Annotated in this window: 22 protein-coding genes; 13 read left to right on the top strand and 9 right to left on the bottom strand. The window is 67.0% G+C overall.

Annotation, left to right across the window (positions count from 1 at the left end; translation table 11 throughout):
* Window positions 1-4: 4 nt before the first annotated feature.
* Window positions 5-580, bottom strand: a complete 576-nt coding sequence (locus ACLBYA_RS03755) for a maleylpyruvate isomerase family mycothiol-dependent enzyme (RefSeq protein ID WP_447708019.1) — start codon at window positions 578-580, stop codon at window positions 5-7.
* A gap of 81 nt (window positions 581-661) precedes the next feature.
* Window positions 662-1501: a hypothetical protein gene (locus tag ACLBYA_RS03750; RefSeq protein WP_447708018.1), complete on the bottom strand. Its 840-nt coding sequence runs from the start codon at window positions 1499-1501 to the stop codon at window positions 662-664.
* Between the two features lie 156 nt (window positions 1502-1657).
* Here ACLBYA_RS03750 and ACLBYA_RS03745 point away from each other — a divergent pair, with 156 nt between their 5' ends.
* Genes ACLBYA_RS03745 through ACLBYA_RS03735 form a run of 3 tightly spaced genes read left to right on the top strand, consistent with a single transcriptional unit; the run spans window position 1658 to window position 4600 of the window.
* Entirely contained in the window at window positions 1658-2632 is a 975-nt protein-coding gene (locus ACLBYA_RS03745) for a calcium/sodium antiporter (protein ID WP_447708017.1), read from the top strand.
* A 60-nt stretch (window positions 2633-2692) separates the two neighbouring features.
* The gene (locus ACLBYA_RS03740) at window positions 2693-3442 is read left to right on the top strand and encodes a deoxyribonuclease IV (RefSeq protein WP_447708016.1); all 750 of its coding nucleotides are present in this window, start codon (window positions 2693-2695) and stop codon (window positions 3440-3442) included.
* A gap of 60 nt (window positions 3443-3502) precedes the next feature.
* Window positions 3503-4600, top strand: coding sequence for a phosphatase PAP2 family protein (locus tag ACLBYA_RS03735; RefSeq protein WP_447708015.1), 1098 nt, complete (start codon window positions 3503-3505; stop codon window positions 4598-4600).
* Here ACLBYA_RS03735 and ACLBYA_RS03730 read toward each other — a convergent pair.
* The 3 genes from ACLBYA_RS03730 to ACLBYA_RS03720 form a co-directional block, all read right to left on the bottom strand.
* Complete coding sequence (locus ACLBYA_RS03730; RefSeq protein ID WP_447708014.1) at window positions 4528-5823, bottom strand: flavin monoamine oxidase family protein; 1296 nt, start codon at window positions 5821-5823, stop codon at window positions 4528-4530. The genes ACLBYA_RS03735 and ACLBYA_RS03730 overlap by 73 nt on opposite strands.
* A gap of 76 nt (window positions 5824-5899) precedes the next feature.
* Window positions 5900-6496 (bottom strand): TetR/AcrR family transcriptional regulator, encoded by a 597-nt coding sequence (locus ACLBYA_RS03725; RefSeq protein WP_447708013.1) that lies wholly within the window; start codon window positions 6494-6496, stop codon window positions 5900-5902.
* Window position 6497: 1 nt separating this feature from the next.
* On the bottom strand, window positions 6498-6848 hold the full coding sequence (locus ACLBYA_RS03720) for a cupin domain-containing protein (RefSeq protein WP_447708012.1): 351 nt from the start codon (window positions 6846-6848) through the stop codon (window positions 6498-6500).
* A 48-nt stretch (window positions 6849-6896) separates the two neighbouring features.
* Between ACLBYA_RS03720 and ACLBYA_RS03715 the strand changes: the two genes are divergently transcribed.
* The 3 genes from ACLBYA_RS03715 to ACLBYA_RS03705 all read left to right on the top strand — a co-directional run bounded on the left by ACLBYA_RS03715 (window position 6897) and on the right by ACLBYA_RS03705 (window position 10117).
* On the top strand, window positions 6897-8546 hold the full coding sequence (locus ACLBYA_RS03715; protein WP_447708011.1) for an acyl-CoA dehydrogenase family protein: 1650 nt from the start codon (window positions 6897-6899) through the stop codon (window positions 8544-8546).
* Window positions 8547-8647: 101 nt separating this feature from the next.
* Window positions 8648-9358 (top strand): PaaX family transcriptional regulator C-terminal domain-containing protein, encoded by a 711-nt coding sequence (locus tag ACLBYA_RS03710; protein ID WP_447708010.1) that lies wholly within the window; start codon window positions 8648-8650, stop codon window positions 9356-9358.
* Window positions 9359-10117: a crotonase/enoyl-CoA hydratase family protein gene (locus tag ACLBYA_RS03705; RefSeq protein WP_447708009.1), complete on the top strand. Its 759-nt coding sequence runs from the start codon at window positions 9359-9361 to the stop codon at window positions 10115-10117.
* 5 nt (window positions 10118-10122) lie between these two features.
* Here ACLBYA_RS03705 and ACLBYA_RS03700 read toward each other — a convergent pair whose 3' ends face one another.
* The 3 genes from ACLBYA_RS03700 to ACLBYA_RS03690 are packed head-to-tail and all read right to left on the bottom strand — an operon-like array spanning window position 10123 to window position 11600.
* Entirely contained in the window at window positions 10123-10521 is a 399-nt protein-coding gene (locus tag ACLBYA_RS03700; protein WP_447708008.1) for a DUF3060 domain-containing protein, read from the bottom strand.
* A gap of 32 nt (window positions 10522-10553) precedes the next feature.
* The gene (locus ACLBYA_RS03695; RefSeq protein ID WP_447708007.1) at window positions 10554-11165 is read right to left on the bottom strand and encodes a M15 family metallopeptidase; all 612 of its coding nucleotides are present in this window, start codon (window positions 11163-11165) and stop codon (window positions 10554-10556) included.
* Window positions 11166-11222: 57 nt separating this feature from the next.
* Complete coding sequence (locus tag ACLBYA_RS03690) at window positions 11223-11600, bottom strand: DUF3060 domain-containing protein (protein WP_447708006.1); 378 nt, start codon at window positions 11598-11600, stop codon at window positions 11223-11225.
* A gap of 98 nt (window positions 11601-11698) precedes the next feature.
* On the opposite strand from ACLBYA_RS03690, the gene ACLBYA_RS03685 reads away from it, so the two are divergent.
* The 7 genes from ACLBYA_RS03685 (at window position 11699) to tuf (ending at window position 18068) form a co-directional block, all read left to right on the top strand.
* The gene (locus tag ACLBYA_RS03685) at window positions 11699-12232 is read left to right on the top strand and encodes a DUF3558 family protein (RefSeq protein WP_447708005.1); all 534 of its coding nucleotides are present in this window, start codon (window positions 11699-11701) and stop codon (window positions 12230-12232) included.
* A 1-nt stretch (window position 12233) separates the two neighbouring features.
* Window positions 12234-12755: a DUF3558 domain-containing protein gene (locus ACLBYA_RS03680; protein ID WP_447708004.1), complete on the top strand. Its 522-nt coding sequence runs from the start codon at window positions 12234-12236 to the stop codon at window positions 12753-12755.
* Window positions 12756-12808: 53 nt separating this feature from the next.
* Window positions 12809-13375 carry a TetR/AcrR family transcriptional regulator gene (locus ACLBYA_RS03675; protein ID WP_447708003.1) on the top strand — a complete coding sequence of 189 codons (567 nt, stop codon included), beginning with the start codon at window positions 12809-12811 and terminating at the stop codon, window positions 13373-13375.
* 321 nt (window positions 13376-13696) lie between these two features.
* Window positions 13697-14071, top strand: a complete 375-nt coding sequence (gene rpsL, locus ACLBYA_RS03670) for a 30S ribosomal protein S12 (RefSeq protein ID WP_003929602.1) — start codon at window positions 13697-13699, stop codon at window positions 14069-14071.
* Window positions 14071-14541 carry a 30S ribosomal protein S7 gene (gene rpsG / locus ACLBYA_RS03665; protein WP_057166992.1) on the top strand — a complete coding sequence of 157 codons (471 nt, stop codon included), beginning with the start codon at window positions 14071-14073 and terminating at the stop codon, window positions 14539-14541. The genes rpsL and rpsG overlap by 1 nt, the downstream gene beginning before the upstream one ends.
* Window positions 14542-14605: 64 nt before the next feature.
* Window positions 14606-16708: an elongation factor G gene (gene fusA, locus ACLBYA_RS03660; protein ID WP_447708002.1), complete on the top strand. Its 2103-nt coding sequence runs from the start codon at window positions 14606-14608 to the stop codon at window positions 16706-16708.
* A 169-nt stretch (window positions 16709-16877) separates the two neighbouring features.
* The gene (gene tuf / locus ACLBYA_RS03655; RefSeq protein ID WP_447708001.1) at window positions 16878-18068 is read left to right on the top strand and encodes an elongation factor Tu; all 1191 of its coding nucleotides are present in this window, start codon (window positions 16878-16880) and stop codon (window positions 18066-18068) included.
* Between the two features lie 91 nt (window positions 18069-18159).
* Here tuf and ACLBYA_RS03650 read toward each other — a convergent pair whose 3' ends face one another.
* Window positions 18160-18819, bottom strand: a complete 660-nt coding sequence (locus tag ACLBYA_RS03650) for a LuxR C-terminal-related transcriptional regulator (RefSeq protein WP_447708000.1) — start codon at window positions 18817-18819, stop codon at window positions 18160-18162.
* Window positions 18820-18923 lie beyond the last annotated feature (104 nt).

The following is an 18923-nucleotide window of genomic DNA, read 5'->3' as shown; positions in this document are numbered from 1 at the left end:
TCTTCTATGTCAGGGCGCGGCGACCTGATACGGCCATCAGTAATTCGATTGCGGTGGACTGTATTTCGCGGCCTCGACCGATGGTCAAGTCGCTATCGGTGGCGTGCAGCCTGAGACCGTCGACGAGTTCCTTGGCGCCGCCGAACTTCGTCGAGGTGCGGACCTGCTGTCGGATTGCCCGTTCGACGGCGTCGGCCGGATAGTCGCGGGTGAGGCCGAGCGGGCAGCGGATGTCCTCGCCGTGCACGATCTCCTCGACGATGCGGGTATCGATCGGGGCCAGCGGCGTCGTGGTCCGATGCGTCGCCCGCTTGAGCCGGGCCAGCGTCTGCGCCGGCGCGGCTTTGACGCGGGTGATGCCGCGCTCGTTCTGCCGGTCGAAGTCGAAGTCCGCCCGGACCATGTCCCTGGCGAAGCCGAGTCGGGTGGATTCGGCGACGTCGACCAGATGCGCGACGACATCGTGCACGGTCCAGCTTTGGCAAAGTGACGGTGTCTCCCATTGTTCTGGGCGCAGTTGTTCCAGGTCCTCGATCAGCGCCCGGCGTTCCGCGTGTACCAGCGGCCAGATGTCGTTCATGGGTGTTCTGACCCGCCCGGCCCGGCATTCTCATCGAGTGTGAATCGTCGTCGCTGCATCCGCCGTTCCGGCGCAGAGGATTCACACTCGACGGCGCCAGGCGTCGCCCAATCGGACCAGAACACTGTCCTCGGTGTCGGCCGCGGTGATTCGGATGATGGTCCAGCCGAGCTGCACCAGTTGCTCCAGTCGCCGGATATCGCGTTCGTAGGTCACTGGGTCGCTCTGATGATGTCTGCCTTGGTATTCCAGGCCGATCAAGCGGTCCGGCCACCCGACATCGATACAGGCGAACTCGTAGTTGAACTTGTCGCGAACCCAGATCTGGGTCTTCGGGCGAGGATAGCCGGCCTGTATCACGAGCAGTCGCAACCAGGTCTCGCGAGGGGATTCCGCGCCGGCGTCGACGAGGTCCAATGCTTTACGTGCCGTCGGGATGCCACGTCGACCCGGGTGTTCGGCGATCAACTTCTCAACCTCGACCATATCGAGTCTGGTCCTGTTGGCCAGAGCATCGATCGCGGCCACTGCACGATTCAGGGGATAGCGGCGGGCCAGGTCGAAAGCAGTGCGCGCGGGCGTACACACCCGCATTCCGCGGATCACGACGATCTCGTCATCCGCAATACAGTCCGCCCAGGTGTGAATGCCCCGCGGCGGCTTGCGGTTGGGATGGATCAACTCCGCAGGCTGCCGGGCCTCGACCCACTTGGCGCGGTGTAGCGCTGCCGCGGAGTTGCCCGCGATGACAGCGCGGCGCTTGGACCACAGCCATGCGGCCTCGGCCCGCAGTGCCGCGGTGAGCTCGACATCCCGGTGCAGATGCACGTTCGGGTAGATGGCGTGGTGTCGGGCACGCAACGCATATCCGGTGAGCTTCCCGGCGGCGACCGCTTCGCTGCCGATAAACGGTCTTCCCATGCGAGAAGTCTCAGGCCGCAGAGAGTGTGAGAACTCTGAGAGTTTCGGAATGTGGAGTGTGAAACCTCGTCGCTACATCCGCCATTCCGGCGCAGAGGATTCACACTCGACGAGGTTCGTTAGGGTGGTCGCGCTGACGACGTAGGAGACAACTGCATGTGGATCGACGCGGGCTGGTTCGTCATCGGCCTGGCCGCGCTGGTGTTCGGGGCCGAGATCATGGTCCGCGGCGGTGCCGAAGTCGCTGCGCGGCTCGGCATCAGCCCGATGATCATCGGGCTGACCGTGGTGTCGATCGGCACGAGTCTGCCCGAACTCGCGGTCGGTGTGGTGGCCGCCCAGGAGGGCAGCGGCGCGCTGGCCGTCGGCAACATCGCCGGCACGAACGTCGTGAACCTGCTGCTGATCCTGGGCCTGAGCGCGCTCATCCTGCCGTTGGCCATGACGACCCGGACCCTGCGCTTCGAGCTGCCGGTGATGGCGGGCGCAGCCGTGTTGATGCTGGTGCTCGCGCTGGACGGCACGCTGTCGCGGGTCGACGGCCTCATCCTGGTGAGCTGTGCGGTGGCCTACACCGTGGCACTGATCCGGATGACGCGACGGGAATCACATGCCGTGGTGGGGGAGTACGTCGAGGCCTACACACCCGACGAGGAACCCCGCGCCCGCCGCCCGCCGGCCGTGTACGTGCTGCTGATGCTCGCCGGTATCGCGATCGTGGTGGTCGGTGCCGAGTGGTTGGTCAACGGGGCCGTCGGGATGGCCCGCGCGTTCGGTGTCTCGGATGCGCTGATCGGGCTGACGGTCGTCGCCATCGGGACATCGGCGCCCGAGCTGGTGACGACGGTCGTCTCGACGCTGCGCGGTGACCGCGATATCGCGATCGGCAATCTGCTCGGCAGCAGCATCTACAACGTGCTGTTGATCCTTGGGGTCACCTGCATGGTCGCCGCCGACGGGCTGTCGATGCCGGCCAGCCTGGTGCGCATCGACATCCCGGTGATGGTCGCGGTCGCGCTGGCCTGTATCCCGATCTTCCTCACCGGCCGTCGCGTCAGCCGGGGTGAGGGCGCGGCGATGGTCGCGGCCTACCTCGGTTACCTGGCGTTCCTGCTCATCACCCAGTCCTGACCCGTGCCTGATCCCCGTCGCTTCGCTCGCCGCGTCGGACCCCGCGCCTAGACTGGCCGGGTGCTCATCGGATCGCATGTGAACCCCGACGACCCTCTGGCCGCGGCCGCCGCCGAGAACGCGGATGTGGTGCAGTTCTTCCTCGGCAACCCGCAGAGTTGGAAGAAGCCCGCCCCGCGGGAGGACGCCGACACGCTGAAGGCCTCGGCCGTCCCGCTGTACGTGCACGCCCCCTACCTGATCAACGTCGCCTCGGCGAACAACCGGGTGCGCATCCCGTCGCGCAAGATCCTGCAGGACACCTGCGACGCGGCCAGCCAGATCGGCGCCGCCGCCGTCATCGTGCACGGCGGGCACGCCGACGACAACGACATGGAGGCCGGGTTCGAGCGTTGGGTGAAGGCACTCGATGCGCTGAACACCGACATCCCGGTCTACCTGGAGAACACCGCGGGCGGCGATCATGCGATGGCCCGGCATTTCGACACCATCGCCCGGCTGTGGGATCACATCGGCGACAAGGGAATCGGCTTCTGCCTGGACACCTGCCACGCCTGGGCGGCCGGTGAGGCACTGATCGACGCGGTCGACCGGATCAAGGCCATCACCGGGCGCATCGACCTGGTGCACTGCAACGACTCCCGCGATGCCGCGGGCTCCGGTGCGGACCGGCATGCCAACTTCGGCACCGGCCAGATCGACCCCGACCTGCTGGTCGCGGTGGTCAAGGCCGCCGATGCGCCGGTGATCTGCGAGACCTCCGAGGACGGCCGCAAGGACGACATCGCGTTCCTGCGCGACAACGTCTGACGCCACACCGTGATCTCGGCAAACGGCGGGTGACACCCAGGTGAACTAGGCTCACCGCTCATGGCGACGATTGACGAGGAACAGTCGATCGCGCCCGACTACGTGGCCGGTCCCGGCCGGCGTGCGCAAAAGCTGCGCTACCTGCGCTACGCCGCGATCACCATCTGGGCGGCCGTCATCGTGTACCGCACCGTCACAGACGGTTTCGCCTTCAACCGCGAACTGGTGCTGGTCTACATCGCCACCGGGCTGATGGCGGCCAGCATCGGCCAGGGCCGCCGGATGTTCTATGTGCTGCGCGACTGGCTGCCGTTTGCGCTGCTGCTGATCGCCTACGACCTCAGCCGGGGGGCTGCCGACCTGGTCGGGCGGCCGACGCTGTGGCACTGGCAGGCCGATGCCGACCGCTGGTTGTTCTTCGGCACGATGCCGACGGTCTGGCTGCAGGAACGGCTGAAGTTGCCGGAGCCGCCGCTGTGGGAGGTGGCCATCAGCACGGTCTACATGTCGTTCTTCATCCTCCCGTATGTGATCGCCGGTGTGTTGTGGCTGCGCAATCGCGAGGAGTGGAAACACTTCGTCAAGCTGTTCGTCGGGCTGAACTTCGCCGGTCTGGTGATCTACGCGCTCGTTCCGGCGGCACCGCCGTGGGCGGCCGCCCGGTGCACCGCGGCCGACGTCGCCGGCGGGCCGTCGGGCCCGGCCTGCATGTTCGGTTCGGCCCGCGAGGTGCCCGACGGCGGGGTGCTCGGCGCCATGCAGACCAATCTGGAGGGCGCCAACGACTGGATCGAACGGATCGTCGCGCGCGGTTGGCGGGCACTGGACCTGCACACCGCGACGGCCCTGCTGGATCAGGGCCAGGCCAGCGTGAACCTGGTCGCGGCGATCCCGTCGCTGCATGCGGGGATGTCCGCCGCGCTGGCGGCGTTCCTGTGGAACCGACTGGGCAGCCGGTGGCGGCCGGTGCTGGTGGCCTATCCGCTGGTGATGGCGTTCACCCTGGTCTACACCGCCGAGCATTACGTCATCGACATCCTGCTCGGTTGGGCGCTGGCCGCGGCGGTGGTCTACGGGCTGCGTGTCTACGAGACCCGCAGGGCCGCGAGCACCTCGCGGGCCGCTCTGTTGCCGGACTCGATCGCACCGTCCAGATAACCGGGATGCCCGGTCGCCGTCTCGGATCCGGCCCAGTGCAGATGCCCGATGGGTGCGGACGGTAGCGGCAGGAATCCGTCGGTCGTGCCGGGGACCGGCAGCGCCATGTAGCCGCCGCCGACGTAGTCGTCGAGGTGCCACGACTTGTCATGCCAGTCAACGGGTTCGAGCACGTCGGCACCGAGGTGTGCGACGAGCGGCGCCAAGATGGTGCGGCGCCTGGCCTGCTCGTCGAGATCGTCCAGGGCCCGCGCGGCCTGCCCGCCCACCAGTACGCACAGGTGCCCGGGCCCGCCCGGGGCGGTGGTGTCGAAGACGGCGCGGCCCGGTGCGTCGAGGACGAGGAACTCACCACCGTGCCGCGGTCGCCAGAACGGCTGCTCGTACACCGCGATGGCCTTGTACACCGAACCCATGAAGGTGTTCTGCTGTAGGGCCTGACGTTGGGGAAGTGGCGGCTGATGGCTGATCGGCCGGGGCATCGGCGGTGCGGTGGTGACGATGACCTTGACGGCGCGCAGCGATTCGGTACCGGTCTGGACGGTGACGCCGTCGTCGTCGCGCAGGATGGCGTCGACCCGGGCGCCGGTGCGGACCCGGGGCCCGAGGTCGGCGGCGAGCCGGTCGATCAGGGTCCCGACACCCTCGACGATCAGGCTGTCCTGGGCGCCGCCCTTGGTGGCGAGCATGGTCTGCAGCCCGCCCTGGCTGCGAATCATCGCCGTCGCCAACTTGATCGAGACCTGGTCCGGGTCTGCGGTCCAGGAGATTGCGGCGACGAGGTCGAGCAGTCGGCGTGCGGTGGCGTTGGGCACCTTGCCGACCAGCCAGTCCAGCGTGACGTGGTTGAGCTTGCCCTTCGTGCCGATGCGGGTGAGCGCGCTCATGGCGGCCAGCGCGGTGAAGGCCAGCAGCATCGGCGGCGAGGCAACCTGCAGGCGACGGGGTCCGTCGATGATGGTCGGCAGGGCGCCGGTGTGCATCGGGTAGCGGGTCGCGCCGAGTTCGTCGACCAGGGCGGCTAGTCGGTGGTGGTCGTGGCCGATCCACTGCCCGCCGAGGTCGACGCGGGAGCCCAGGATGGTGGTCGCGCTCATCGCCCGGCCACCGATCCGGTCGGCGGCCTCCAGGACGAGGACGCCGACACCCGCGCGGTGCAGATCGCGGGCGGCGATGAGGCCGGACATCCCGGCTCCGATCACGATGACGTCGGCGTCGGGCATGCTCCTCCTGTGTTCCAGTCAGTCGTATGACTGACTTTGACGGTAGCGAAGGTGCGGCCTGGTTGGCAAGGCGATGTCAGACCTGCGCGAGGGTGATGGCCATCTCGGCCAAGGTGTCGAGATCGGCGCGGGCGCGGGTGTTGTCGGGATCGCAGGCGTATTGCATGGTCAGCCCGTCGACGCCCGCCAGGATGATCCGGGCCAGCCGGTCATACGGAACCGCGCTCACCTCACCGGCATTGGTGGCCGCCGTCTCGCACCACTGCGCGATCGCCTCGGCGTAGCGCTGGTTCTGCCACTTCGCCAGATGCTCCAGACCGGGCTGGCGCAGCGCGTAGTTCGTCAGCTCGAACTGCATCAGTTGCAGATTGATCTGCTCGGCGACCAGTTCGGACCAGAAGACCGTCAGGCCCTGCCGGATGGCGTGCGCCAGTCCGGAGTCGACGTCGACGCCCGCGGTCAGCACCGTGGCAATCTCCTCGATGACGTCCTCGATGACCGCGCGCAGCAGCAGTTCCTTGGACGGGAACACGTACTGCAAGGTGCCCAGCGGCACCTCGGCTTCGGCGGCGACGGCCCGCAGTGCGGTGGCCGCCACACCTTGGCGCGACATCACCCGGCGGGCCGCGGCCACGAACTGCTTGCTGCGTACGGACGCCTCGACGTAGGGCATCTCAGGTCAGATAGATCTTGCGCAGGGTCTCGGTGACCGTCCAGGTGGTTTGCGCGCCGGCGGCCAGGCGGCCGACGTCCCCCGCCTTGAGGTGCAACGTGGCCGAGCCGTCGGCGAATTCGACGGTCGCCGCGCCGGACAGCACGACGAAGACCTCGTCGGCCTCGACATCGGTCATGGTGCCCACCGACATCTCCCACACGCCGATCTCCAGTCCGCCGAACTCGGTCAGCGCCGAGGCCGCGGTGCTCGGATCGCCCGTGACGGACTGTTCGGCGGGCACCGGCTCGTGGGTGAGGTCGAGGTCGGTGGCGTGAACGACGGTGTTGGGGTGCACCGCACGAGTATGCATGGTGTTACGAATCTTGTGCAGCTGTCGAAAAACTGTAACAGTTGACGCATGGCCACTCATATCGTCACCAACCAGGTCCCGCCGCTGCGCGAGCACAACCCCGCCACCTCGCCGGTGCTGATGGAAGCGCTCGTCCGCGAGGGTGGCGGCTGGGGCGTCGATGAGGTCACCGAACTCGGTGCGCTCAGTGGATCGGACCGGGCGCAGCGCTGGGGCGAGCTGGCCGACCGGCACCGACCGGAACTGCACACCCACGACCGGTACGGCCACCGTGTCGACGAGGTCGAATACGATCCCGCCTACCACGAACTGATGAACGTGGCCGTCGGTCACGGGCTGCACGCCGCGCCGTGGGCCGATGACCGGCTCGGGTCCCATGTGGTGCGCGCGGCCAAGACATCGGTGTGGACACCCGAACCCGGACACATCTGTCCCATCTCGATGACGTACGCCGTGGTGCCCGCCCTGCGGTTCAACCCCGAACTGGCCGCCGTATACGAGCCGCTGCTGGCCAGTCGGGTGTACGACCCGGAGCTGTCGGTGCCGGCGGGCAAGGCCGGGATCACCGCGGGCATGTCGATGACCGAGAAGCAGGGCGGCTCCGATGTGCGGGCCGGTACCACCGAGGCCGTGCCCAACGCCGACGGCAGTTACACACTGACCGGGCACAAGTGGTTCACCTCGGCACCGATGAGTGATGTGTTCCTCGTCCTCGCCCAGGCTGCCGGCGGGGGCGAGCGAAGCGGCGGGGGTTCAGGTGGACTCAGCTGTTTCTTCCTGCCCCGGGTGTTGCCCGACGGCACCCGGAACCGGATGCACCTGCAGCGCCTGAAGGACAAGCTCGGCAATCACGCCAACGCCTCCAGCGAGGTCGAATACGACGCCGCCACCGCCTGGCTGGTCGGCGAAGAGGGCAAGGGCGTCAAGACCATCATCGAGATGGTCAACCTGACCCGGCTGGACTGCACGCTGGGCAGTGCCACCAGCATGCGCAGCGGCCTGACCCGCGCGGTGCACCATGCGCAGTATCGAAAGGCGTTCGGCGCGTATCTGATCGACCAACCGCTGATGCGCAATGTGATCGCCGACCTGGCGGTCGAGGCCGAGGCCGCCACCATGCTGGCGATGCGGATGGCCGGTGCCACCGATGCCGCGGTGCGGGGCGACGAACAGGCCTCGCTGTTGCGGCGGATCGGGCTGGCCGCAGCCAAGTACTGGGTGTGCAAACGCGCCACACCGCATGCCGCCGAGGCGATGGAGTGCCTGGGCGGCAACGGGTACGTCGAAGAGTCCGGCATGCCGCGGCTGTACCGGGAGGCCCCGCTGATGGGCATCTGGGAGGGGTCGGGCAACGTCAGCGTGCTGGATACCTTGCGCGCCATGGCAACCCGGCCGGAATGTGTCGAGGTGCTGTTCGAGGAACTGGCGCCGGCCTCCGAACCGCGGCTGGACGCCCACGTGGCGGCGCTGAAGACCTCGCTGGGGGATTTCGCCGACATCGAATACCGGGCCCGCAAGATCACCGAGGACATCGCGTTGGCGCTACAGGGTGCGCTGTTGGTGCGGCACGGTCACCCCGCCGTCGCCGAGGCTTTCCTGGCCAGCCGCCTCGGTGGGCAGTGGGGCGGCGCGTTCGGGACGCTGCCGACGGGGTTGGATCTGTCGCCGATCATCGAGCGCGCCCTGGTCAAGGGATGACCGTGCCTCCACCTTCTTCCCGCGAGCAGACGCAAATGGTCGCAAAAACCACCCATTTGGTGACCATTTGCGTCTGCTCGCCGGGATAAGGTGAGGCTGAGATGAGGCTGACGGCCCGGTCCGTGGTGCTCAGCGTCCTGCTGGGTGCGCACCCGGCGTGGGCGTCAGCAGCCGAATTGGTGACGCTGACATCCGATTTCGGCATCAGGGAGGCCACCCTGCGGGTCGCGCTGACCCGGATGGTCGGCACCGGCGACCTGGTGCGCTCCGCCGACGGCTACCGACTCTCGGACCGGCTGCTGGCGCGGCAGCGCCGTCAGGACGCCGCCATCGAACCGCGGGAACGACGCTGGGACGGGGAGTGGACGACACTGCTGATCACCAGCGTCGGCGCCGATGCCCGAACCCGGGCCGACCTGCGTAACACGTTGGTGCAGAACCGGTTCGGTGAACTGCGCGACGGGGTGTGGCTGCGTCCCGACAATCTCGAGGTGCAACTCGCCGACGATGTGCGGGACCGGATGCGGGTGCTGCGCAGCCGCGACGCCGACCCGGCGCAGCTGGCCGGTCAGCTCTGGGACCTACCGGGCTGGGCGCGGGACGGCCGGGCTCTGCTGGCCGAGATGGCCGAGGCCGCCGATGTCCCGGCACGGTTTGTGGTGGCGGCCGCGATCGTGCGGCATCTGCTGACCGACCCGGTGCTGCCGGCCGAACTGCTGCCGCGCAATTGGCCGGGGGAGCGGCTGCGGGTGGCCTACCGGGACTTCGCCGCCGAACTGGTCGCGCGGCGCGACAATCGAGTGGAGGCTTGAATGTCGGTTCGAGTGGAACGCAACGGCCCGGTGACAACCGTGATCATGAACCGGCCGCAGGCCCGTAATGCCGTCGACGGGACGACCGCCGCCGAGTTGTACGCGGCCTTCGAGGAGTTCGACGCCGACCCCGACACGTCCGTCGCGGTGCTCTGGGGTGACGGCGGAACCTTCTGTGCGGGAGCCGATCTCAAGGCGATGGGCACACCGGCGAGCAATCGGGTGCAGGCTCATGGCCCGGGCCCGATGGGTCCGACCCGGATGGTGCTGTCGAAGCCGGTGATCGCCGCGGTCAGCGGCCACGCCGTCGCGGGTGGACTGGAACTGGCGCTGTGGTGCGACCTGCGCGTCGTCGAGGCCGACGCGGTGTTCGGGGTGTTCTGCCGACGTTGGGGTGTGCCGTTGATCGACGGCGGCACGGTGCGGCTGCCCCGGCTGATCGGTCACAGCCGGGCGATGGACCTGATCCTCACCGGCCGGGCCGTCGACGCCGCCGAGGCAGCCCAGATCGGGCTGGCCAATCGTGTGGTGCCGACGGGTCAGGCCCGGGCCGCCGCCGAGGAACTGGCCGCCCAACTCGCCGCGCTGCCGCAGAACTGTCTGCGTGCCGACCGGATGTCGGCGTTGCGGCAGTGGGGGGAAAGCGAAGAGGCGGCAATCGCTTTCGAGTTCGGCAGCCTGGAGCGCTCGGCCGGTGAGCTACTGGCCGGGGCCAAACGGTTCGGCGACGGTGCGGGTCGGCACGGTGCCCAGGCCTGAAGCGGTCAGCCCTTGCTGACCTTGTTGCCGCTGCCGAGATCCTCGACCTTCGGGTCGCCCCCGGCATAGGTGACGGTGTTGTCCAGGCCGACGACGGTGATCTCGGTCTCGACGTTCTCCAGGGTGATCTTGTTGTCGGCGCCGCCGACGTTGACGGTGGAGCACGACCCCTTCACAGTCAGGGTGTTGTTGGACCCGCCGATGTTGAGCGCCTTGCCCTGCGCGCAGTCGATATCGGCGGTGGTGCCGACCGACCCGTAGTTGATGGTGTTGCCGATCTCGACCTGTGCACCCGATGTCCCGGCCGTCACGGTGGGTGCCTCACCGTCGGTGCCGGGGCCGCAGCCGGCCAGCGTGAGCGCGAGCAGTGCCGCGGCCGATATCCCGACGATCTGAGTGCGCATGCTTCCTCGATTCGTTGGCTGAGTGGTCCAGCCTAGACAACCGGCACGTTGATGATGGGCCGCGGCTGGTCAGCGCCGGGACCGTCGAAATGCCACCACTCCCCGGAGTACACCGACAGGCCGCCGGCGGCCATCGCCTCGCGCAGCACGGCGCGATTGTGTTGCGCCGCCGGGCTGACACCGTCGGTGGCATAGGCCCCGGCGTCGGGGGTGAAGGAGTCGAAATCGGTGCCCATATCCGACAACCCGGTCACGCCGTAGGTGGTGACGTCCACCGACCGGCCGGACTCGTGGCTCTTGGAGTAGTCCGCGGGCCGGGCCACCCAGGCCGGGTTGCTCACCACCTCGAACATCGCGACCTGCACATCATGCGGGCGGTAGCAGTCCCAGAACACCAACCGCAATCCCTGCGCGCGCAGCTGCGCGGCGGCCACGGCCAGCCCCTGCGCCAGCGACTGGTGGATCAGGCAGCGTGCGCCGGCGGGATACAGCGGCACCCCGGTGAAGTTGTTCGCGGTCGTATAGCGCAGATCGATCAGCGCGTCGGGCACCGCCGAGCGCACGTCGATGAATCCCACGGCACGCGCCGCCGCCGACACCGGAGCAGGTTCGGCGTCGGCCACCGTCATCACCTCGGGATTCATTGCGACACCGGCCAATCCGCCCAGCAGGGCGAACAGAGCAAGTATTCGGCGCACAGGTCAGGCGGGGGCCCAGTTGATGCGGTTGGTCATACCGAGCTCGCGGCCGCGGTCGATCAGCGCGGGTGCCCCGTTGTGATAGATCACCGTCTGGTCGAACCCGTACACCGTGATGTCGTTGATGACATTGTCGGCGATCACCACGTTCGACGAACCCTGCAGCGTGACCGCCCAGCAGGTGCCCTTGGCGTTGATGGTGTTGCCGGTGCCGTTGACCAGCAGGGTCGCGTTGTTGCAGTCCAGCGTCTGCACGACGCCCTGCCCGGTGATGTGGGTGTCGCCGTTCTTGGCCTGCGCGGGCGCCACGGCGACCAGCGACATGGCCACGGCGAGGACACCCGCCGTCGCGCACCGGCTTCGGACACTGAGGCTCGCCATGGCTCAACACAGTACGGTGCGGTCCGGCCGACGTGGCGGCTGTTGCGGATTTGCGGTCCGGTCGCCTGGACCGTCGGCGCTCGGTAGCGTATCCACCCATGTTCGGACGTGCCGTGTGCTCGACCGTCGCTGTGGCGGTCGCCGCGGCGACCGTGGTCGGCTGCACCCAGCACGTCTCCGGTACCGCCGCACCGGCGCGTACCACCGCCGCCGACGACGACCGCAGCTACGGGTACGTCGACAACCGCTGCGGCCTGCTCACCGACACCTCCGTGCAGCAGACGCTCGGCGCCGACGAGGTGGTGCGGCCCTACAGCGGTGCGGTCTGCCAGTACGTGCTCGTCCGGCAGCGCGACACCATCGACGTGACGTTCGTGTGGTTCGGCACCGGATCGCTGAGCCGCGAACGCGCCGTGGCCGTCGAGCGGGGCGCCGAGGTCCGCGATACCGAGGTCGAACGCCGGCAGGCATTCGTGGCGCGGCGCGACACCATCGGCAGCGGGTGCACTGCCGCGGCGGCCGCCGGTGGCGGGGTGCTGAGTTGGTGGGTGCAGGCCCGCGGCGACTTCGACACCGATCCCTGCCCCGATGCCGAGAAGTTGTTGTCGGCGACGCTGCGATCGGATCTGTGACATGCGGGCCGCTGTACTGATCACCGCCGTCGCCGCCGTGCTGACGGTGTCGGGGTGCGCGGGCGAGCGCACCGAGCAGGCTAGCGCCCCGGCGTCCGCGGGCACCGGGGCCGGGTTCGCGGGCAAGGACTGCAACGGCATCACCGACGCCGACGTCGCCCGGGTCGTCGGGTCCTCGGCGTTCACCGCAGCCGTCGTCAACGACATCGGCTGCTTCTGGCAGGAGAAATCCCTGATCGGCACGTTCGGCGCCGGGATGGGTATCTCGACTTGGTGGTACCGCGGCAGCGAGTTGGGTACCGAGCGGATTCTGGAGGAGCGGGCCGGGCGCACCGTCACCGAGTTGTCGGTGAACGACAACAAGGGGTTCAAGGCCTTCGACACCAATGCCTGCAGCATCTATGTGGCCAAGGGTGACGATGTCATCACCTGGTCGATCCAGACCATGAACCCGTCGACACTGCCGCCGCTGTGTTCGATCGTCGATCAACTGGCGGAGCTGAGTCAGGACCGGGTGAACTAGAGTCATTCGTCAACCCTCGCGACAGACGCATGGGAACACCGGAGGGGGAGCGAATGGCAGCGCGGGCGACCAAGCTGAGCCGCGACGCCATCGTCAACGCTGCGCTGGCCTTCCTGGACCGCGAGGGCTGGGATGCGCTGACCATCAATGCGCTGGCCACCCAACTCGGCACCAAGGGGCCCTCCCTGTACAACCATGTGCAGAGCCTGGAAGACCTACGCCGAACAGTGCGGATGCGGGTGATCCAGGACATCATCGGCATGCTCAACGCGGTCGGGGACGGACGCACCCGCGACGACGCGGTGGTCACCATGGCCAGCGCCTACCGCAGTTATGCCCATCACCATCCGGGCCGGTACTCGGCGTTCACCCGGATGCCGCTGGGTGGTGACGACCCCGAATACACCGCCGCCGCGCGCGAGGCGGCGGGCCCGGTGCTGGCCGCGTTGGCCTCCTACGGACTGGCCGGCGATAACGCGTTCTATGCGGCGCTGGAATTCTGGTCGGCGCTGCATGGTTTTGTCCTGTTGGAGATGACCGGGGTGATGGACGACCTGGACACCGATGCGATGTTCACCGACATGGTGTTGCGCCTCGCGGCGGGCATGGAGCGCCGGTAGTCTGCACACAGGCTCTTGGCGCCCGTACGGTCTGACCTGCACGAAGGCTGTTGTCGGCGGGTTTGGTTCGGCGCGCCCACCCCTGGTATTGTGGAGCCTCGTGCCTGGCTGTCAGGGGCGCATGCGACCGCTCTGCGGACCGTATCCCTGCAGGTCGGGCGAATTCGTGTGTCTTCGTGTGTTCCAGATGCATCGAGCGAGAGTTACGGTGCGCGGCGCGTGCGACACGCCCGAGTGCGGGGGACGCGAACGGGTGAAAACTGCAGTACAGAGAACTTCCAGAACGCTTTAGAACAAGAGAGCAACACAGAAAGCCGGTACATGCCAACCATCAACCAGCTGGTCCGTAAGGGCCGCCGCGACAAGATCGCCAAGGTCAAGACCGCGGCCCTCAAGGGCAGCCCGCAGCGCCGTGGCGTGTGCACCCGCGTGTACACGACCACCCCGAAGAAGCCGAACTCGGCACTTCGCAAGGTCGCTCGCGTTCGCCTGACCAGCGCGGTCGAGGTGACGGCCTACATCCCCGGTGAGGGCCACAACCTGCAGGAGCACTCGATGGTGCTGGTCCGCGGCGGTCGTGTGAAGGACCTCCCGGGTGTGCGCTACAAGATCATCCGCGGCTCGCTGGACACCCAGGGTGTCAAGAACCGCAAGCAAGCACGCAGCCGTTACGGCGCCAAGAAGGAGAAGAGCTGATGCCGCGCAAGGGCCCCGCGCCGAAGCGTCCGTTGGTCAACGACCCCGTCTACGGGTCGCAGCTGGTCACCCAGCTGGTCAACAAGGTGCTGTTGGACGGTAAGAAGTCGCTCGCCGAGCGCATCGTCTACGGTGCTCTCGAGCAGGCTCGGGACAAGACCGGCACCGATCCCGTCGTCACCCTCAAGCGCGCGCTGGACAACGTCAAGCCCGCCCTCGAGGTGCGCAGCCGCCGTGTCGGTGGCGCCACCTACCAGGTGCCCGTCGAGGTCCGCCCGGAGCGCTCGACCACGCTGGCGCTGCGCTGGCTGGTCAGCTTCTCCAAGGCTCGCCGGGAGAAGACGATGGTCGAGCGTCTCGCCAACGAGATCCTGGACGCCAGCAATGGCCTCGGCGCCGCAGTGAAGCGTCGCGAGGACACGCACAAGATGGCCGAAGCGAACCGGGCCTTCGCGCACTACCGCTGGTGATTTCCACCCTGCGGGGCAACACACCGGATAGCAATCGAGCAAGCGAAAGAGTGGGAATCTAGCCGTGGCACAGGACGTGCTGACCGACCTCACGAAGGTCCGCAACATCGGCATCATGGCGCACATCGACGCCGGCAAGACGACGACGACCGAGCGCATCCTCTTCTACACCGGTATCTCGTACAAGATCGGTGAGGTGCACGACGGCGCCGCCACGATGGACTGGATGGAGCAGGAGCAGGAGCGGGGTATCACCATCACCTCGGCTGCCACCACCTGCTTCTGGAACGACAACCAGATCAACATCATCGACACCCCCGGCCACGTCGACTTCACCGTCGAGGTGGAGCGTTCGCTGCGCGTGCTCGACGGTGCTGTTGCCGTGTTCGACGGCAAGGAAGGTGTCGAGCCGCAGTCCGAGCAGGTCTGGCGTCAGGCCGACAAGTACGACGTCCCGCGTATCTGCTTCGTCAACAAGATGGACAAGCTGGGCGCTGACTTCTACTTCTCCGTTCAGACGATGAAGGACCGCCTCGGCGCCAACGTCATCCCGATCCAGCTGCCGATCGGCTCCGAAGGTGACTTCGAGGGCGTCGTCGACCTGGTCGAGATGAAGGCCAAGGTGTGGCGCGGCGAGACCAAGCTCGGTGAGACCTACGAGACCATCGACATCCCGGCCGACCTGCAGGAAAAGGCCGAGGAATACCGCACCGCCATGATCGAGGCCGTCGCCGAGACCGACGACGACCTGATGGAGAAGTACCTGGGCGGCGAAGAGCTGACGATCGAGGAGATCAAGGGTGGGCTGCGCAAGCTGACCATCTCGTCGGCGGCCTACCCGGTGCTGTGCGGTTCGGCGTTCAAGAACAAGGGCGTGCAGCCCATGCTCGACGCCGTCATCGACTACCTGCCGAACCCGCTGGACGTCGCGGCCGCCGAAGGCCATGTCCCGAACAAGGAAGACGAGATCATCTCTCGTAAGCCTTCCGCGGACGAGCCGTTCTCGGGCCTGGCGTTCAAGGTTGCCACGCACCCGTTCTTCGGCAAGCTGACCTACGTCCGGGTGTACTCGGGCAAGGTCGACTCCGGTGCTCAGGTGATCAACTCGACCAAGGGCAAGAAGGAGCGGCTGGGCAAGCTGTTCCAGATGCACTCCAACAAGGAGAACCCGGTCGAGACGGCTTCCGCCGGTCACATCTACGCGGTCATCGGCCTCAAGGACACCACCACCGGTGACACCCTGAGCGATCCGAACAACCAGATCGTGCTGGAGTCGATGACCTTCCCGGATCCGGTCATCGAGGTCGCCATCGAGCCCAAGACCAAGAGCGACCAGGAGAAGCTGGGCACGGCCATCCAGAAGCTGGCCGAGGAAGATCCCACCTTCAAGGTGCACCTGGATCAGGACACCGGCCAGACCGTCATCGGCGGTATGGGCGAGCTGCACCTGGACATCCTGGTGGACCGCATGCGTCGCGAGTTCAAGGTCGAGGCCAACGTCGGCAAGCCGCAGGTGGCCTACCGCGAGACGATCAAGCGCGGCGTGCAGAACGTCGATTACACCCACAAGAAGCAGACGGGTGGCTCGGGCCAGTTCGCGAAGGTCATCATCAACCTCGAGCCGTTCATCGGCGAGGACGGGGCGACCTACGAATTCGAGAACAAGGTCACCGGTGGCCGCATCCCGCGCGAGTACATCCCGTCGGTGGATGCCGGTGCGCAGGACGCCATGCAGTACGGCGTGCTCGCCGGCTACCCGCTGGTGAACGTGAAGGTCACGCTGCTCGACGGCGCCTACCACGACGTCGACTCGTCGGAAATGGCCTTCAAGGTGGCCGGTTCCCAGGCATTCAAGAAGGCGGCCGGACAGGCGCAGCCGGTGATCCTGGAGCCGATCATGGCCGTCGAGGTCACCACGCCCGAGGATTACATGGGCGACGTGATCGGCGACCTGAACTCCCGCCGTGGTCAGATCCAGGCCATGGAGGAGCGCAGCGGTGCGCGCGTCGTCAAGGCGCAGGTGCCGCTGTCGGAGATGTTCGGCTATGTCGGCGACCTCCGGTCGAAGACCCAGGGCCGGGCCAACTACTCCATGGTGTTCGACTCGTACGCTGAAGTTCCGGCGAACGTGTCGAAGGAGATCATCGCGAAGGCAACCGGGGAGTGAGAATCGAGAGTTGCCGGCGTGCCGGCAAGGCTTGAGCTCGGAGCGATCCGGGTGCCGAGCAGACAGCCACGCGAAGGCGACGGGCGAATAGCTCTGCTGTTCTTGCAGCACAACTGAATACATCAAAACTGCTTTAGTAAGAGCACCAACAAGTCCAGGAGGACAAGAAGTGGCGAAGGCGAAGTTCGAGCGGACGAAGCCGCACGTCAACATCGGGACCATCGGTCACGTTGACCACGGCAAGACCACGTTGACTGCAGCAATCACCAAGGTTCTGCACGACAAGTACCCCGATTTGAACGAGTCGCGCGCATTCGACCAGATCGACAATGCGCCCGAAGAGCGTGCCCGTGGTATCACGATCAACATCTCCCACGTGGAGTACCAGACCGACAAGCGCCACTACGCCCACGTGGACGCCCCCGGTCACGCCGACTACATCAAGAACATGATCACCGGTGCGGCGCAGATGGACGGCGCCATCCTGGTGGTGGCCGCCACCGACGGCCCGATGCCGCAGACCCGCGAGCACGTGCTGCTGGGTCGCCAGGTCGGTGTTCCCTACATCCTGGTCGCACTGAACAAGTCCGACATGGTCGATGACGAAGAGCTCCTGGAGCTCGTCGAGCTCGAGGTCCGCGAACTGCTGGCCGCGCAGGACTTCGACGAGGATGCTCCGGTCATCCGCGTCTCGGCGCTCAAGGCGCTCGAGGGTGACCCGAAGTGGGTCAAGTCGGTCGAGGACCTCATGGAGGCCGTCGACGAGTCGATCCCGGATCCCGTTCGCGAGACCGACAAGCCGTTCCTGATGCCCGTCGAGGACGTCTTCACCATCACCGGTCGTGGCACCGTGGTGACCGGTCGCGTCGAGCGTGGCGTGATCAACGTCAACGAGGACGTCGAGATCGTCGGCATCCGCCCGACCACCACCAAGACCACCGTCACCGGTGTCGAGATGTTCCGCAAGCTGCTGGATCAGGGCCAGGCCGGCGACAACGTCGGTCTGCTGGTTCGTGGCATCAAGCGCGAAGACGTCGAGCGTGGCCAGGTCGTCGTGAAGCCGGGCACCACCACCCCGCACACCGAGTTCGACGGCAGCGTCTACATCCTGTCCAAGGACGAGGGTGGCCGCCACACGCCGTTCTTCAACAACTACCGTCCGCAGTTCTACTTCCGTACCACGGACGTGACGGGCGTTGTGACCCTGCCCGAGGGCACCGAGATGGTGATGCCCGGTGACAACACCGACATCTCCGTCAAGCTGATCCAGCCGGTCGCCATGGACGAGGGCCTGCGGTTCGCCATCCGTGAGGGTGGACGCACCGTCGGCGCCGGCCGCGTCACCAAGATCACCAAGTGATCTAGCGTTACCAAACAGAGCGGCGCTCACCCGAAAGGGTGAGCGCCGCTTCGCTTTTGGTGCTCGCGGTTTCGGCGGGCCTTCGCCGGACCTACAGATCCTCGATGCTCAGGATTCCGTCCTGCACGGCCCGGGCGATCAGCGCGGCCTTGGTCGGGGCCGGCCGACCGACGGCGGCGTACTTGGCCCGGGCCCGCTGCAGGTGGGTGCGCACCGTCGAGGGTTCGATGAACAACCGCTTGGCGACGAACTCCTTGTTCTCGGTCTGGAACCAGGCGATCAGCACCTCGCGCTCCCGGGTGCTCAGCCCGGGCCTGCCCACGGTGCGGTCGTTGAACAGCGCCTTGGCCATCCGCGGCCCGACATAGGGGGTGTTGGCCCGGGCGGCATAGATGGCGTCGAACAGGTGCTGCTTGTCCTCGCCCTTGGCCAGGAAGCAGGTGGCGCCGGCGTCCAGGCTGCTCAGGATGACCTCGTCGGTCGACATATGCGAGTAGACGATGACCCGGTGCCCGGCCTCGCAGACCTCGCGCAGCGTGTCGAATTCGGGCTGGAAGCGGTCGTACTGCAGATCGAACATGACCACTTCGATATCCCCGCCACCCTTGGGGTGATCGGCCAGGAACGCCTTGGGATGCGGATAGTCGGCGACCAGCTCGATCGGAGGGTTCTGGTCGGCAAACCACGCGCGGACACCGGCATGGATCACGTCGTGGTCGTCGATCAACACCACCGACACGGCGTCCGTCATGTTCCCCGCCCCGCGACTCACCGTCTTAATCATGCATTTCGCCTGAAAGTGAGTGAACCATCATCTGGTCATCGCCCCGTTCCAGTATTGAAGGACTGTACTAC

It is taken from the genome of Mycobacterium sp. C31M, from assembly GCF_053345865.1.
This window is presented reverse-complemented; position numbering and strand designations above follow the sequence as displayed.